General features: G+C 63.7%; 15 protein-coding genes. 9 read left to right on the top strand and 6 right to left on the bottom strand.

From position 1 onward, the window contains the following. Positions 1-8 precede the first annotated feature (8 nt). The 4 genes from mtaB to ACSQ3Z_RS02815 form a co-directional block, all read right to left on the bottom strand. Positions 9-1,307 carry a tRNA (N(6)-L-threonylcarbamoyladenosine(37)-C(2))-methylthiotransferase MtaB gene (gene mtaB / locus ACSQ3Z_RS02830; protein WP_436169866.1) on the bottom strand — a complete coding sequence of 433 codons (1,299 nt, stop codon included), beginning with the start codon at positions 1,305-1,307 and terminating at the stop codon, positions 9-11. After that, on the bottom strand, positions 1,307-2,191 hold the full coding sequence (dapF, locus tag ACSQ3Z_RS02825) for a diaminopimelate epimerase (protein ID WP_436169865.1): 885 nt from the start codon (positions 2,189-2,191) through the stop codon (positions 1,307-1,309). The genes mtaB and dapF overlap by 1 nt, the downstream gene beginning before the upstream one ends. A gap of 177 nt (positions 2,192-2,368) precedes the next feature. Next, positions 2,369-2,530, bottom strand: coding sequence for a DUF1328 family protein (locus ACSQ3Z_RS02820; protein WP_120014473.1), 162 nt, complete (start codon positions 2,528-2,530; stop codon positions 2,369-2,371). A 59-nt stretch (positions 2,531-2,589) separates the two neighbouring features. Then, entirely contained in the window at positions 2,590-3,603 is a 1,014-nt protein-coding gene (locus ACSQ3Z_RS02815; protein ID WP_436169864.1) for an MBL fold metallo-hydrolase, read from the bottom strand. 140 nt (positions 3,604-3,743) lie between these two features. On the opposite strand from ACSQ3Z_RS02815, the gene ACSQ3Z_RS02810 reads away from it, so the two are divergent. The 3 genes from ACSQ3Z_RS02810 (at position 3,744) to zapE (ending at position 6,281) form a co-directional block, all read left to right on the top strand. Next, on the top strand, positions 3,744-4,187 hold the full coding sequence (locus ACSQ3Z_RS02810) for a VOC family protein (RefSeq protein WP_436169863.1): 444 nt from the start codon (positions 3,744-3,746) through the stop codon (positions 4,185-4,187). A gap of 273 nt (positions 4,188-4,460) precedes the next feature. After that, positions 4,461-5,000: an AprI/Inh family metalloprotease inhibitor gene (locus tag ACSQ3Z_RS02805; protein WP_436169862.1), complete on the top strand. Its 540-nt coding sequence runs from the start codon at positions 4,461-4,463 to the stop codon at positions 4,998-5,000. 87 nt (positions 5,001-5,087) lie between these two features. After that, on the top strand, positions 5,088-6,281 hold the full coding sequence (gene zapE / locus ACSQ3Z_RS02800; protein WP_436169861.1) for a cell division protein ZapE: 1,194 nt from the start codon (positions 5,088-5,090) through the stop codon (positions 6,279-6,281). Between the two features lie 48 nt (positions 6,282-6,329). Here the strand turns inward: zapE and ACSQ3Z_RS02795 are convergent, their stop codons facing one another. Both ACSQ3Z_RS02795 and ACSQ3Z_RS02790 read right to left on the bottom strand, forming a co-directional pair. Then, the gene (locus ACSQ3Z_RS02795) at positions 6,330-7,049 is read right to left on the bottom strand and encodes a cysteine hydrolase family protein (RefSeq protein ID WP_436169860.1); all 720 of its coding nucleotides are present in this window, start codon (positions 7,047-7,049) and stop codon (positions 6,330-6,332) included. A gap of 84 nt (positions 7,050-7,133) precedes the next feature. Then, entirely contained in the window at positions 7,134-7,562 is a 429-nt protein-coding gene (locus ACSQ3Z_RS02790) for an N-acetyltransferase family protein (protein WP_436169859.1), read from the bottom strand. 214 nt (positions 7,563-7,776) lie between these two features. Between ACSQ3Z_RS02790 and mdh the strand changes: the two genes are divergently transcribed. The 6 genes from mdh to ACSQ3Z_RS02760 are packed head-to-tail and all read left to right on the top strand — an operon-like array spanning position 7,777 to position 15,116. Continuing rightward, on the top strand, positions 7,777-8,745 hold the full coding sequence (gene mdh, locus ACSQ3Z_RS02785) for a malate dehydrogenase (protein WP_436169858.1): 969 nt from the start codon (positions 7,777-7,779) through the stop codon (positions 8,743-8,745). Between the two features lie 33 nt (positions 8,746-8,778). Next, the gene (sucC, locus tag ACSQ3Z_RS02780) at positions 8,779-9,972 is read left to right on the top strand and encodes an ADP-forming succinate--CoA ligase subunit beta (RefSeq protein WP_436169857.1); all 1,194 of its coding nucleotides are present in this window, start codon (positions 8,779-8,781) and stop codon (positions 9,970-9,972) included. Positions 9,973-9,976: 4 nt separating this feature from the next. Next, entirely contained in the window at positions 9,977-10,348 is a 372-nt protein-coding gene (locus ACSQ3Z_RS02775) for a cupin domain-containing protein (protein WP_436169856.1), read from the top strand. Positions 10,349-10,398: 50 nt separating this feature from the next. Then, positions 10,399-11,301 (top strand): succinate--CoA ligase subunit alpha, encoded by a 903-nt coding sequence (gene sucD, locus ACSQ3Z_RS02770; RefSeq protein ID WP_436169855.1) that lies wholly within the window; start codon positions 10,399-10,401, stop codon positions 11,299-11,301. Positions 11,302-11,342: 41 nt separating this feature from the next. After that, positions 11,343-12,089, top strand: a complete 747-nt coding sequence (locus ACSQ3Z_RS02765; RefSeq protein WP_436169854.1) for a hypothetical protein — start codon at positions 11,343-11,345, stop codon at positions 12,087-12,089. A 39-nt stretch (positions 12,090-12,128) separates the two neighbouring features. Continuing rightward, positions 12,129-15,116: a 2-oxoglutarate dehydrogenase E1 component gene (locus tag ACSQ3Z_RS02760; RefSeq protein WP_436169853.1), complete on the top strand. Its 2,988-nt coding sequence runs from the start codon at positions 12,129-12,131 to the stop codon at positions 15,114-15,116. Positions 15,117-15,128: the final 12 nt, after the last annotated feature.

Raw genomic sequence — 15,128 nt, 5'->3', positions numbered from 1 at the left:
TGCGTTTCTCAGGCGGCGCGGGCGGTAGCGGGCGCGGCGATCAGGCGGGCACCGTCATGGCCGGTGATCTCGGCCTCGATGATCTCGCCCGGCGCGCCTGCAGCGATCGCGGCAAGCGTGAACCCTTCGGTGCGGCCGAGCCCATCGCGCTCGACCAGGATCGACTGACGTGTGCCGGCGAGCGAGGAGAGGTGGCGGCGGTAGGCGGCCTCGCCGGCGGCGCGCAGCCGGGCGGCGCGCTGCTTGACCACCTCGCGGCGGACCTGCGGCATGCGCGCGGCGGGCGTGCCTTCGCGTGGGCTGAACGGGAAGACATGGAGATGCGTCAGGCCGCATTCCTCGACGATCTTTTCCGAGTTCTCGAACATCGCCTCGGTCTCGGTCGGGAAGCCGGCGATGATGTCGGCGCCGAAGACGATGCCGTGGCGCAGCTTGCGCACATCCTCGCAAAAGCGGATCGACTGATCGCGCAGATGCCGGCGCTTCATGCGCTTCAGGATCATGTCGTCGCCCGACTGCAGCGACAGATGAAGATGCGGCATCAGCCGCGGCTCGGTGGCAATGGCGTCGAGCAATTCGTCATCGGCCTCGATCGAATCGATGGAGGACAGCCGCAGGCGCTTCACGTCGGGCACCTGCTTCAGGATGGTCTTCACCAGCTTGCCCAACTTCGGTGCGCCCGGCAGGTCGGCGCCAAAACTGGTCATATCGACGCCGGTCAGCACGATCTCGGCATAGCCGTTGCCGACCAGCCGCTTGACCTGCTCGACCACGGCGCCCATCGGCACCGAACGCGAATTGCCGCGGCCGTAGGGGATGATGCAGAAGGTGCAGCGGTGGTCGCAGCCGTTCTGCACCTGGACGAAGGCGCGCGCCCGGCCCTCGATGGCGTCGACCATGTGGCCGGCCGTCTCGCGCACCGAGAAGATGTCGTTGACGCGCGCTTTCTCGGTGTCGTTGACGCCGAAATCCGGCAGCGCGCGATAGGAGTGCGCCTTCAATTTCTCTTCATTGCCGAGAACGAGATCGACCTCGCCCATGGCGACGAAATTTTCCGGCTCAGTCTGCGCGGCGCAGCCGGTGACGATGATACGGGCGGTCGGGTTCTCGCGGCGGGCCTTTCTGATCGACTGCTTGGCCTGGCGCACCGCCTCGCCGGTGACGGCGCAGGTGTTGAAGATGATCGCGCCGCCTTGCAGCTCGCCGAGGCCGGCGCTTTCGGCCTCGCGGCGCATCACCTCGGATTCATAGGTGTTCAGCCGGCAGCCGAAGGTGACGACGTCGACACCTTTTTGAAGAGCGGGCATCAGGCCGCGCTTTCGGTGTCGCGGGCCCAGGCGCCGGTCGACGGGTCGAAGCTGCCGGAAAATTCCCATTCGGCGGCACCAGTCAGGATGACGTGGTCGTCGTCGCGCCATTCGACATGCAGCGAGCCGCCACCCGGGGTCATCAGCGACACGCTGCGTCCCGTGCGCCTGGTGCGGGCGGCTGCGACCACCGCGGCACAAGCCGCCGAGCCGCAGGCCTTGGTCAGGCCGGCGCCGCGCTCCCAGGTGCGGATGACCATGGTATCCGGCGAGGTCACTTGCGCGATGGTGATGTTGGCGCGCTCGGGAAAGATCGGATGGTTTTCGAGCAGCGGACCGAAGCGGTCGAGCTCATAGGACCAGACATCGCTGTCGACCCAGAAGATGGCGTGCGGATTGCCCATCGAGACGACCGAGGGCGAATGCAGCACCGGCGCGTCGATCGGGCCGATCTGCAATTCGATCATGCGGGTATCGCGGAATTCCTCGGCCAGCGGAATATCCTGCCAGCCGAAGCGCGGCGTGCCCATGTCGACCGAGATCGTGCCGTCGGCGTGCTCCCTGGCATTGAGGATGCCGGCGACGGTCTCGAAGGTGAATATCCTCTGGCCGGTCTCGGCTGCCAGCGCCTGGACGACGCAGCGCATGCCATTGCCGCAGGCCTGCGCGCCGGAACCGTCGGAATTCAATATATCGATGAAGAAGGCGGTGCCCGGCGTCCTCGCGTCATGGATCGCCATGATCTGGTCGAACTTGGTCGCGGCATCGGCATTCAGGGCGATGGCGGCAGCCGGCGTCACCCGATCGGCACGGCTGCGCATGTCGGCAACGATGATCTCGTTGCCGATGCCGTTCATCTTGGCGAAGGGGGCCGTGCCTGCCATTGCTCCGATGGTTCCATGTCCGTTTGGCGCTATATGGCGGAAACGGGCAGGAATTACCAGTGTGCCACGCTTCAAGACGACGGGCTCAGCTACGCGAAGATGCTGAGCTGGGCCACGGCGAAGACGCCGGGCTGGCGACGGCGAAGACGCCGGCTGGCCACGGCGAAGACGCCGGACCTATGTCACCGCGAAAACGCCCAGCACGAGCAGCAGGAAGATGATGAGGACGATGCCGATGAGGATGCGCGCGCCGGTGGCGGCGGCACCCGCCAGCGCCGGCATGCCGAGCAGGCTGGCGGCGGCGGCGACAATCAGAAGAATGATGATCCACTTGATGATGGAAAGCCTCCCAGCCGAATTGCGTTGTGGAACCAACGCGTTTTCAAAGGTTGGGTTCCTCAGCCAATCTCCGGCACGTCCCAGACCTCGCCCGGCCGCAAGGCGCGAAAGCGCTCCTGCGGCACCCCCTCCGTGTCCAGCGCTTCGGCCAGTTTCCGGGTCGGCTCGTCGATCGGCTCGTTGGTGAGCTGGAACGTGCCCCAGTGACAGCCGGCGGCATGGGCGGCGTTGCACAGCTTCATGCCTTGCACCGCCTCTTCCGGGTTCTGGTGTTGCGGCGCCATGAACCAGCGCGGCTCATAGGCGCCGATCGGCAGGATGGCGAGGCGGAAGCCGCCATGTTTTTTGGCCATCAGCCGGTAATTGGTGCCGCCATGGAAACCGGTGTCGCCGGCGAAGTAGACCTTTCCGGCCGGGGTTTCGACGACGAAACCCGCCCACAGCGCCATGCGCCGATCACGCGCGCCGCGCGCCGACCAGTGATGCACCGGCTCGACATGGACCGCGACATCGTCGCCGATCTCGACCCTGTCGCCCCAGTCATGCGCTGTGAGCTGCATGCCGGGCACCACATCGTCGATGATGGCGTCGTTGCCGAGCGGCGTCAGCACCTGCGGGTCATGCTTGGCCTTCAATCGCTTCAGCGTGGCGAGATCGAGATGGTCGTAATGGTTGTGGCTGACCAGAACGAGGTCGATCGGCGGCAGCTGCGAAAAGGCGATGCCGGGCGCGTTGACCCGTTTTGGCCCGGCAAAGGAGAGCGGCGAGACGCGCGGCGACCAGACCGGATCGGTCAGGATGTTGAGACCGGCCGTCTGGACCAGCAGCGAGGAATGGCCGACCATGGTCAGCCGCAGCCCTGATCCGTCGATTCGTTCGTCCGGCCTTGCCTGATGAAACGGGCTCGGACTGGCCGCCGGCCATTTCGAGCGCTCGCCGCTCAATTGCCATTTCAGCAGGTCGGCAAAGCGGCCCGGCGGCTGGCCGTCGGGATTGAAGAACAAGGTGCCGTCGAAATGATCGCTGGGCGGGCCGCCATAGTAGCGGTTGGCGGCTCTTTTTCTCGCAGCCATTTTTTCTTCCGCTCCCGCTGCGTCCCTTTCTTCTGAGATAGGGCCTTGGCTGTCTGGCGCAAGCATTTGGCCGGCGAATGCCAAGGGTAGGCGATCTGCATCGGCTAGAATCGTGGGAACCGGCAAGGCAGGGGACCACCATGGCGAAGAAACGGACCAAAACACCGTGGATGAAGGCCGAGGATTTCGGCCGCTCGCTGGCGCGGGGCATCGGCGTCAATCTTCTGGTCACCGACATGCCGGCCATGGAAGCTTTTTGTCGCGACGTGCTCGGCGCTGATATCATCTATGCCGATGAGGATTTCGCGGCGATCGAACTCCTGGGGTCGGTGTTCATGCTGCATGCCGACCACAGCTACCTCGACAACCCGATGACCGGCGTCATCGCGGGCGCCGAAACGCGCGGTGCGGGCATCGAGCTTCGCCTCTACGGCGCCGATCCGGATGCGGTTGAAGCCAAAGCGCGCGACCTCGGGCACATCGTGCTCGCCGGCGCGATCGACAAGCCGCACGGCTTGCGCGAATGCCATGTCGTCGGCCCGGACGGCTACGTCTTCGTGCCGAGCGCGCGGCTCCCCGCGTAGAGCAATTCCAGGAAAAGTGCGTAGCGGTCTTCCGTCCGGAATTGCGCAAAAAAACAAATAGCTCTAGCTTTCACGCCCAAAACGCCGCGCATTCGCCGGCCAGACGGCAACAGGCGCCTGAGCGGTCACACGGCTGTTGCGATAAAATTGCAACAATCGCGCCGAAAACCCTATTTTAACCATATCGGGTTGAAATTCTGCCACCTTCTCCATCTTGGTGAGGGAGAGATTGCGCGGACGGCGTTCCCCCAGCCGTATCCGACGGAGGTTGGAATGATTTTTTCGAAGACTGCTCTGGTGGCCGTATCGCTTGCCGCGCTTGTTGCAAGCGGCTGTTCGACCTCGCGGTTCTCCTCGATGGACGACCAGCAGCCCGCGCCGCTGACGCCGGCGCCATCCGGAACGGTTACGGGAAACCAGCTGCCGCCGCCGGCCGCGCCCGGCACCACCGACCCGTCGCAGTTCCCGACGGCGCCGGCGAACAGCCAGGTCGCCTCGCTGCCGCCGGACGGCACGGCGCCTGCCGGCGCACCGGATCTGACCGCGGCCAGCGTCGCCGGCGTCTGGAACGCCAGCGTGTCGGGCCAGAGCTGCAAGGTGGCGACGCCACAGACCAAATTCGGCGCCGGCTACCGCGCCGGCCCGCTGCACTGCCCGGCGCCGATCGACGGCATCAAGTCTTGGAACGTCGCCGGCAAGCAGCTGACGCTTTACGACGAGAATGGCGGCACGTTGGCGCGCCTCTATTCCTCGGGCGGCGAGAAATTCGACGGCCAGACTTCCACCGGCCTGCCGATTTCGCTTACAAGATAGGCCGATCCGCCCCTTATTTGTTTTTACGCAATTCCGGACGGAAAACCGCTACAGCTTTCCTGGAACTGCTCGAGAACGACGTGACCGATGCATCTGCGTGACGGCCTCCAGACTCATGCGACCGTCAGGCAGCGCTACGACCATCTGGTCGAGACCGGCGCCATCGAGCGCGATCCGACGCAGGAGCGCATCGCCGCGGCACTCGACCGTCTGATCGACGAGATCTCGGTCAAGCGGCTGGCGCAGAAGTCGAGCGCGCTGGGCTGGCTGTTTGCCCGCAAGCAGCCGCCCGCGACGGTCAAGGGCCTCTACATCCATGGCGGCGTCGGCCGCGGCAAGACCATGCTGATGGACATGTTCTTCGAGCTGCTGCCGGTCCGGCGCAAGCGCCGCGTGCATTTCAACGACTTCATGGCCGATGTGCAGGACCGTATCCAGAAGCACCGGCAGGCGCGCAAGAATGGCGACGTCAAGGAGGACGATCCGATCCCGCCGGTGGCGCGCGCGCTGGCCGAGCAGGCCTGGGTGCTGTGCTTCGACGAGTTCTCCGTCACCGACATCGCCGATGCGATGATCCTCTCCCGTCTGTTTTCGGCGCTGTTTGCCAATGGCGTGGTGCTGGTCGCCACCTCCAATGTCGCACCCGACGATCTCTACCGCGACGGGCTGAACCGCCAGCTTTTCCTGCCCTTTGTCGGCATATTGGGGCGGCATGCCGAGGTGCTTGCTCTCGACGCCGACAAGGACTACCGGCTCGAAAAGCTCAGCCGCATGCCGGTCTATGTCACGCCGGACGATGCCGGCGCCGACCAGATGCTCGACCAGACCTGGGAAGCGATGACGCATGGCCGGCCGACGGCAGAGACGGCGCTGACCGTGAAGGGACGGCAGGTGGCGGTACCCCGCGCCGCCGGCGAAGCGGCGCGCTTCTCCTTCGCCGATCTTTGCGAAAAGCCGCTCGGCGCGCGTGACTATCTGGCGATCGCCGGCCGCTTCTCGACCCTCTTCATCGACCATGTGCCGGTGCTCGGCGAAGGCAAGCGCAACGAGGCCAAGCGCTTCATCTTGCTGATCGACACGCTCTACGACCATCATGTGCGGCTGGTGGTCAGCGCCGAAGCCTTGCCGCCCGGGCTCTATACGGCCAAGCGCGGCAACGAGGTGTTCGAATTCGAGCGCACGGCCTCGCGATTGATCGAGATGCAGAGCCGCGACTGGCTGGAGGATTGGGCGGGGCGGCAGCAGGCGACGCCGCTGGAGGCGCAGCAGGCGCAGGCGTAGAAGGCTTCGCTCACCGCAACTCGGCGTTTAGGCCGGCGGGCCGATCCTTCATTCGGCCGCTGCGCGTTGCTCGGCCAAGGCGCCGATCACGGCATCAGACTCGGCCGTCCAGCCGAAAAGAACCTCGATGGCGAGCAGCGATGCCTCGTGGTTGCTGCGCGGGGCGTTTGCGCCAATCAGCTCCGTCGTGCAATCCCTGAGCACGATGCAGCGATAATCGCGGAATGTCGCGTCGCGGACCGTCGATTCGACGCATATGCTTGTCGTCGCCCCGGTGAAGATCAGCGTGTCGATGCCTCTGGCGCGCAGAACAGAGTCGAGCGAGGTTTCGAAGAAAGCGCTGAAGCGATGCTTCGAAATCACGGCGTCTCCAGGGTGGGGCGAGAGGTCCGGAACGATCGCCGTATTCCAGGTGCCGCGCACCAGGACCCGGCTTTCGCTGCCGTCCGGGGCCGCAACGGTGCGCCCGACATTCATGCGCTTGTGCTTGATCCGGTGCGGGGCGTCCTCGCTTCCGGCGTCGGAGAGGTCGGCATTGTGCTCCTGCCTTGTGTAGATGATGAACAGTCCGGCATTGCGCGCCGCCTCGAGCAAGCGCGAGATGGGCTGGACGAGACGGCCGATCGGCGCAACGTCGAGGCCGGCAAGGTCGAACATGCCGCCGCGACTGCCGAAATCCTTCTGCATGTCGATGACCATGACCGCAGTCCGGCCGGTATCGAAGCTGACTGGTTCAGGCCTCGCCTCGATGGATTGTCGCGTTCCCATGAGCACCCCTCCATTCGTATGCTGATGGCTATCTTGTCGGCATCATACCATGATTGCCGGCAGCAAGTACCCGTCAGGTGAAACCTAGAGCTCATACACATACATGACGAACTCTTCTGCTGGCCCATACCGCTCGGTGCGCGACTCATAGAGTGCCCGCGCCGCAGCATTGTCCGGCTCGGTGCCGACCCAAGCCTCCCCGCAGCCATGCTCACGTCCAATCGCGAACAAGGCGTCGAGCATTTTTCGGGCGATGCCTTGGCGCTGGAAGGCCGGCGTCACGCCGACCTCGTCGATGTAGAGTTCGCTCACCTTGTCGGGATGGCGGTGGATGACGGCGGCGCATTGGCCGACCACCACGCCGTCTGCCAATGCCACGATCATGAAATGTCCCGGCGAGGCGAGGTAGGCGGCAAGCCGGTCAGGCCGCACCGGCTCGTCGAACACGTCCTCGGCGACGTGCATCACAAGGGCGTCATCGCCCGCTTCAAGCCTTCTGATTTCGATCGTCATTGTGTAACTTCCCCAAAGTCGGCTCACAAATTTTGACGTTTACGTAAGTCCCAAACCATCTAACCGATTGAAATTCCTACGCCCAAAATAATCGTTTGAATTTCATCTCCGCCGGGGCTATTGGGTGCGGCGAAAATCCGCGGTTCCCCGCAGCATTCCGGCCTCTTCCTCGACGCCGTTTGGCGCCGTCACCGACAAGGGAAAACATCCTGACATGGCACGCAACAAGATAGCGCTCATCGGCTCTGGCATGATCGGCGGCACGCTCGCCCATATGATCGGCCTCAAGGATCTCGGCGACGTGGTGCTATTCGATATCGCCGAGGGCATTCCGCAGGGCAAGGGGCTGGATATCGCGCAATCGTCGCCGGTCGACGGCTTCGACTCCAGGCTGACCGGCGTCAATGACTATGCCGGGATCGAGGGCGCCGATGTCTGCATCGTCACCGCCGGCGTGCCGCGCAAGCCGGGCATGAGCCGCGACGACCTTCTCGGCATCAACCTCAAGGTCATGGAACAGGTCGGCGCCGGGCTGAAGAAATACGCGCCGAAGGCCTTCGTCATCTGCATCACCAACCCGCTCGACGCCATGGTCTGGGCGCTGCAGAAGTTTTCCGGCCTGCCCAAGACCCATGTCGTCGGCATGGCCGGCGTGCTGGACAGTTCACGTTTCCGCTATTTCCTGGCCGAGGAGTTCAAGGTCTCGGTCGAGGACGTCACCGCCTTCGTGCTCGGCGGCCATGGTGACTCCATGGTGCCGATGATCCGCTACTCGACGGTCGCCGGCATTCCGCTGCCCGATCTCGTCAAGATGGGCTGGACCTCGAAGGACAAGCTCGACCAGATCGTGCAGCGCACCCGCGATGGCGGCGCCGAGATCGTCGGCCTCTTGAAGACCGGCTCGGCCTATTACGCGCCGGCCGCTTCGGCGATCTCGATGGCCGAGGCCTACCTCAAGGACAAGAAGCGCGTGCTGCCGTGTGCGGCGCACCTCTCGGGCCAATATGGCGTCAAGAACACCTATGTCGGCGTTCCCGTGGTGATCGGCGCCGGTGGTGTCGAGCGCATCATCGAGATCGACCTCTCGAAGAGCGAGCAGAAGATGTTCGACAGCTCGGTGGCAGCTGTGCAGGGCCTCACTGAAGCCTGCGTCAAGATCGCCCCGCACCTCGCCTCGAAGTGATCCCCCAGCAAATCGATCTGGAGATATTGAGCCATGAACATCCATGAATATCAGGGCAAGGCGCTGCTGAAGTTTTTCGGCGCGCCGGTTGCCGAGGGCGTGCCGGTGTTCAAGGCGAGCGAGGCGGAAGCCGCCGCCAAGGCGCTGCCCGGCCCGCTCTATGTGGTGAAGAGCCAGATCCATGCCGGCGGCCGCGGCAAGGGCAAGTTCAAGGAGCTGTCGCCCGACGCCAAGGGCGGTGTGCGCCTGGCGAAGTCAGTGGCCGATGTGGTCGCCAACGCCAACGAGATGCTCGGCCACACTCTGGTCACCAAGCAGACCGGCCCGGCCGGCAAGCAGGTCAACCGCCTTTATATCGAGGACGGCGCCGACATCGAGCGCGAACTCTATCTGTCGATCCTGGTCGACCGTTCGGTCGGCCGCATCGCCTTCGTCGTCTCGACCGAGGGCGGCATGGATATCGAAGCGGTCGCCCATGACACGCCGGAAAAGATCATCACCGTCGCCGTCGATCCGGAAAAGGGCGTGACGGCAGATGACGTGAAGACGCTCAACAGCGCGCTGAAGCTCGACGGCGACGCGGCCGAGGACGGCGGCACGCTGTTCCCGCTGCTCTACAAGGCCTTCGTCGAGAAGGACATGAGCCTGCTCGAGGTCAACCCGCTGATCGTCATGAAGAACGGCCGGCTGCGCGTGCTCGACGCGAAAGTGTCGTTCGACAACAACGCGCTGTTCCGCCACCCCGACGTGATGGAATTGCGCGACACCACCGAAGAGGACGAGAAGGAGATCGAGGCGTCGAAATACGACCTTGCCTATGTCGCGCTCGACGGCAATATCGGCTGCATGGTCAACGGCGCCGGCCTTGCCATGGCGACGATGGACATCATCAAGCTCTATGGCGCCGAGCCCGCCAACTTCCTCGACGTCGGCGGCGGCGCATCGAAGGAGAAGGTGACGGCGGCGTTCAAGATCATCACCCGGGACCCGGCAGTCGAAGGCATTTTGATCAACATCTTCGGCGGCATCATGAAGTGCGACGTCATTGCCGAGGGCGTGATCGCCGCGGTCAAGGAAGTCGGGCTGAAGGTGCCGCTGGTGGTGCGGCTCGAAGGCACCAATGCCGAGCTCGGCAAGAAGATCATCAACGACAGCGGCCTCAACGTCGTCTCCGCCGACGACCTCGATGATGCTGCCAAGAAGATCGTTGCGGCGGTGAAGGGCTGAGCCTGTGCCTCCGCGCAAGATAAACCTCGTCGAGGCGGCGGACCGGACGATCACCAAGGTCTTCGATCCGCACATCGCCGGCGACGTGAATGACAGCCAGGCGAAGGTTGCCAAGTTCGGCGAGGTCTTCGACTGGCATGCGCATGACAATGAGGACGAGGCCTTCCTCGTGCTGCGCGGTCGCATCGCGATCGATTTCCGCGACGGGCCGGTCGAACTCGGCGAAGGCGACTTCATCGTCGTGCCGCGCGGCGTCGAGCACCGGCCGCGCTCGCTCACCGATGAGCCGGTGGTGCTGATGTTCGAGCCGGCGACGACTTTAAACACCGGCAATGCCAAGAGCGACTTCACCGTCGCCGATCTCAAGCGGCTCTGACCATGACCGCGCAGCGTTCCTCGATCAACGGTTTTTAAAAAAGGGCTCCAATGTCCATTCTCGTCGACAAGAACACCAAGGTGCTCGTGCAAGGCCTGACCGGCAAGACCGGCACGTTCCATACCGAGCAGGCTTTGGCCTATCACGGCACCAAGATGGTCGGTGGTATCCACCCCAAGAAGGGCGGCGAGACCTGGACCGGCGCGACGGGCGAAAGCCTGCCGATCTTCGCCAGCGTCGCCGAAGGCAAGGAAAAGACCGGCGCCAACGCCTCGGTCGTCTATGTGCCGCCGGCGGGTGCGGCCGAAGCGATCATCGAAGCGATCGAGGCGGAGATCCCGCTGATCGTCTGCATCACCGAAGGCATACCGGTGATGGACATGGTCAAGGTCAAGGCCAGGCTCGACCGTTCCACGTCGCGGCTGATCGGCCCGAACTGCCCGGGCGTGCTGACCCCCGACGAATGCAAGATCGGCATCATGCCCGGCAACATCTTCCGCAAGGGCTCGGTCGGCGTTGTTTCGCGCTCGGGAACGCTTACCTATGAGGCGGTGTTCCAGACCACCAATGTCGGCCTCGGCCAGACCACCGCCGTCGGTATCGGCGGCGATCCCGTGAAAGGCACCGAGTTCATCGACATGCTGGAGATGTTCCTCGCCGACGACGAGACCAAGTCGATCATCATGATCGGCGAGATCGGCGGCTCGGCCGAGGAAGACGCCGCGCAGTTCCTCAAGGACGAAGCCAAGCATGGCCGCAGGAAGCCGATGGCCGGCTTCATCGCCGGGCGCACGGCACCGGCCGGCCGCACCATGGGCCATGCGGGCGCGGTCATCTCCGGCGGCAAGGGCGGTGCCGAGGACAAGATCGCGGCAATGGAATCGGCAGGCATCAAGGTTTCGCCGTCGCCGGCACGGCTGGGCACGACGCTGGTCGAGGCGATCAAGGGATAAGAACGTGAGCAGTCGAGCTTTCGAATGCCGATGAGCAGGACATGGAAGATGAGAAGCGCATCATCCTATGCATACCCGGCCCTTGGGAGGGCAGGTCGGCCTTCGTGCGCGCTGTTGCAGAGGCGTCGATGCCTTCAGCCGAATATGTGGCTGCGGGGATGATCGTGATGCATGGACCGAGCAAAGCTGCGTTCGAGTTTGATTTCTGCGACCGCGACGAGGACATGACGAGAGCCTTCGCTAGCGCTGGGGTCGTCAACGAGCTCGGTAAGGATGTCATTGACAAAATCGCCTGGCATAGGAGCGTCGTCTACCTGCTTTCAACATCCCCACAAACGAAGGAAACATCGATTTCCATCGCAAAAGCGGCAGCCCATCTGATCAAGGCCGGCGGTCTTGGCGTGAAGGTCGAAACGGCCGGCAAGGCATTCTCAGCGGATCAATGGCTTGAACGGACAAGCGGTGATTTTGTTGAGATCTATGGACTGGTGGTTCTGGATTCTGTCTCGGATGGCACGACGACCTACAGCTGCGGCATGCGTAATCTGGGACTTTGGGATTCTATCGTTTCAGGCGACGAGTTTCAGTCTGCCGTCAAGCTGCTTCGCGGCTTCAACATGTATCAACTTTACGAAAGCCCCAAGCTTTTGGCCGGTCAGACGTTTGGACTGGAAACAGGCGCACCGCGATATCGTTTGAGTGTGGAGACGCAGCAGCCAGACGGGGAACACAATCTGTATACGAACCCTTTTGGCATGTGGCGGCTTAGCCGTGTGGTAGCGCATTAGGGATAGGGAGAACGGAGTAGCACTCCGCTAATAGGCAAAATGGCACGACAAGATCAAACCAACGACCAATTCTCGCTTACCTCATTCCTCTATGGCGGCAACGCCGATTACATCGACGCGTTGTATGCCGCTTATGAGGACGATCCGGAATCGGTCAACCCCGAATGGCAGGACTTCTTCGCGGCGCTGCAGGACGACGCCGCCGATGTCCGCAAGAACGCCAAGGGCGCCTCATGGGCCAGGCCGTCCTGGCCGCTGCAGGCCAATGGCGAGCTGGTGTCGGCGCTCGACGGCAATTGGGGCATCGTCGAAAAGCACCTGGAAAAGAAGGTCAAGGACAGAGCTGTCACCAACGGCATCGTCCTTTCCGACGCCGACGTGCATCAGGCAACGCGCGATTCCGTGCGCGCCATCATGATGATCCGCGCCTACCGCATGCGCGGCCATCTGCACGCCAATCTCGACCCGCTCGGCATCGCCAAGCCGCTCGAGGACTACAACGAGCTGTCGCCGGAGAATTACGGCTTCACCGCCGCCGACTACGACCGGCCGATCTTCCTCGACAATGTGCTGGGCCTCGAGTTCGGCACCATCCGGCAGATGCTGGAAATCCTGACGCGCACCTACTGCTCGACGCTCGGCGTCGAGTTCATGCACATTTCCGATCCCGAGGAGAAGGCCTGGATCCAGGCGCGCATCGAGGGCGCCGACAAGGAGATCACCTTCACTGCTCCCGGCAAGAAGGCGATCCTGCAAAAGCTGATCGAGGCGGAAGGCTTCGAGCAGTTCATCGACGTCAAGTACAAGGGTACCAAGCGTTTCGGCCTCGACGGTGGCGAGTCGCTGATCCCGGCGCTGGAGCAGATCCTCAAGCGCGGCGGCCAGCTCGGCCTCAAGGAGGTCGTGCTCGGCATGGCGCATCGCGGCCGGCTCAACGTGCTCTCCCAGGTGATGGCCAAGCCGCACCGCGCCATCTTCCACGAATTCAAGGGTGGCTCGGCGGCTCCCGACGAGGTCGAGGGTTCGGGCGACGTCAAGTACCATCTCGGCGCTTCTTCGGACCGCGAGTTCGACGGCAACAAGGTGCATCTGTCGCTGACCGCCAATCCCTCGCATCTGGAAATCGTCGATCCGGTGGTGATGGGCAAGGCGCGCGCCAAGCAGGACCAGTTCGCCGGGCGCGAGCGCGGCGAGATCGTGCCGCTGTCGGAACGCGCCAAGGTGATGCCGCTGCTGCTGCACGGCGACGCCGCCTTCGCCGGCCAGGGCGTGATTGCCGAGATCCTCGGCCTGTCGGGCCTGCGCGGTCACCGCGTCGCCGGCACGCTGCATTTCATCATCAACAACCAGATCGGCTTCACCACCAACCCGCGTTTCTCGCGCTCGTCGCCCTATCCGTCGGATGTGGCCAAGATGATCGAGGCGCCGATCTTCCACGTCAATGGCGACGACCCGGAAGCCGTGGTCCATGGCGCCAAGGTGGCGACCGAATTCCGCATGAAGTTCCACAAGCCGGTCGTGGTGGACATGTTCTGCTATCGCCGCTTCGGCCACAATGAGGGCGACGAGCCGGCCTTCACCCAGCCGATCATGTATCGCAGCATCCGCAACCACAAGACGACCGTGCAGATCTATGCCGACCGCCTGATCGCCGAAGGCCACATCACCCAGGCCGAGTATGACAAGATGAAGGCCGACTGGCGGGCGCATCTCGAATCGGAATGGGAGGTCGGCCAGAGCTACAAGCCGAACAAGGCCGACTGGCTGGACGGCGCCTGGTCGGGCCTGCGCACAGCCGACAACCAGGACGAACAGCGGCGCGGCAAGACCGCCGTGCCGGTCAAGACGCTGAAGGAACTCGGCAAGAAGCTGACCGAAGTGCCGAAGGATTTCGAGGCGCACAAGACGATCCTGCGCTTCCTCGAGAACCGCCGCCAGGCGATCGAGTCCGGCGAAGGCATCGACTGGTCGACCGCCGAGGCGCTGGCCTTCGGCGCCATCCTGCTCGACGGGAATCCGATCCGGCTGTCGGGCCAGGATTCCGAGCGCGGCACCTTCTCGCAGCGCCATTCCGTGCTCTACGACCAGCGCGACGAAACCCGCTACATCCCGCTCAACAATATTTCGGCGGCGCAGGCCGGCTACGAGGTCATCAACTCGATGCTGTCGGAAGAAGCGGTGCTCGGCTTCGAGTATGGCTACAGCCTGGCCGAGCCGAAGGCACTGACCTTGTGGGAAGCACAGTTCGGCGACTTCGCCAACGGCGCGCAAGTGGTGTTCGACCAGTTCATCTCGTCGGGCGAGCGCAAGTGGCTCAGAATGTCGGGCCTCGTCTGCCTGTTGCCGCATGGCTATGAGGGCCAGGGTCCCGAACACTCCTCGGCCCGACTCGAGCGCTTCCTGCAGCTTTGCGCCGAAGACAACATGCAGGTGGCCAACGTCACCACGCCGGCTAACTACTTCCACATCCTGCGCCGGCAATTGAAGCGCGACTTCCGCAAGCCGCTGATCCTGATGACGCCGAAGTCGCTGCTGCGCCACAAGCGGGCGGTGTCGACGCTGCCGGAGATTTCAGGCGAAAGCTCCTTCCACCGGCTGCTGTGGGACGATGCCCAGCTGCTCTCCGGCCAGGCGATCAAGCTGGTCAAGGATTCCAAGATCCGCCGTGTCGTGCTGTGCTCGGGCAAGGTCTATTACGACCTCTACGAGGAGCGCGAGAAGCGCGGCATCAACGACATCTACCTGCTGCGCGTCGAACAGCTCTATCCGTTCCCGGCCAAGGCGCTGATCACCGAACTGTCGCGCTTCCGCAGCGCGGAGATGGTCTGGTGCCAGGAGGAGCCGAAGAACATGGGCGCCTGGTCGTTCATCGACCCGTATCTCGAATGGGTGCTGGCGCATATCGACGCCAAGCATCAGCGGGTGCGCTACACCGGCCGGCCGGCTTCCGCCTCGCCGGCGACCGGACTGATGTCGAAGCATCTCAGCCAGCTCGCCGCCTTGCTCGACGACGCGCTCGGCGAATAGAACCCATTCAAG

Source organism: Mesorhizobium sp. LjNodule214 (genome assembly GCF_964252735.1).
Classification (GTDB): domain Bacteria; phylum Pseudomonadota; class Alphaproteobacteria; order Rhizobiales; family Rhizobiaceae; genus Mesorhizobium.
This window is presented reverse-complemented; position numbering and strand designations above follow the sequence as displayed.

Coding starts and splice junctions, on each gene's coding strand:
- mtaB (WP_436169866.1), bottom strand. CDS start 1,307: ATGCCCGCTCTTCAAAAAGGTGTCGACGTCGTCACCTTCGGCTGCCGG.
- dapF (WP_436169865.1), bottom strand. CDS start 2,191: ATGGCAGGCACGGCCCCCTTCGCCAAGATGAACGGCATCGGCAACGAG.
- ACSQ3Z_RS02815 (WP_436169864.1), bottom strand. CDS start 3,603: ATGGCTGCGAGAAAAAGAGCCGCCAACCGCTACTATGGCGGCCCGCCC.
- ACSQ3Z_RS02810 (WP_436169863.1), top strand. CDS start 3,744: ATGGCGAAGAAACGGACCAAAACACCGTGGATGAAGGCCGAGGATTTC.
- ACSQ3Z_RS02805 (WP_436169862.1), top strand. CDS start 4,461: ATGATTTTTTCGAAGACTGCTCTGGTGGCCGTATCGCTTGCCGCGCTT.
- zapE (WP_436169861.1), top strand. CDS start 5,088: ATGCATCTGCGTGACGGCCTCCAGACTCATGCGACCGTCAGGCAGCGC.
- ACSQ3Z_RS02795 (WP_436169860.1), bottom strand. CDS start 7,049: ATGGGAACGCGACAATCCATCGAGGCGAGGCCTGAACCAGTCAGCTTC.
- ACSQ3Z_RS02790 (WP_436169859.1), bottom strand. CDS start 7,562: ATGACGATCGAAATCAGAAGGCTTGAAGCGGGCGATGACGCCCTTGTG.
- mdh (WP_436169858.1), top strand. CDS start 7,777: ATGGCACGCAACAAGATAGCGCTCATCGGCTCTGGCATGATCGGCGGC.
- sucC (WP_436169857.1), top strand. CDS start 8,779: ATGAACATCCATGAATATCAGGGCAAGGCGCTGCTGAAGTTTTTCGGC.
- sucD (WP_436169855.1), top strand. CDS start 10,399: ATGTCCATTCTCGTCGACAAGAACACCAAGGTGCTCGTGCAAGGCCTG.
- ACSQ3Z_RS02765 (WP_436169854.1), top strand. CDS start 11,343: ATGGAAGATGAGAAGCGCATCATCCTATGCATACCCGGCCCTTGGGAG.
- ACSQ3Z_RS02760 (WP_436169853.1), top strand. CDS start 12,129: ATGGCACGACAAGATCAAACCAACGACCAATTCTCGCTTACCTCATTC.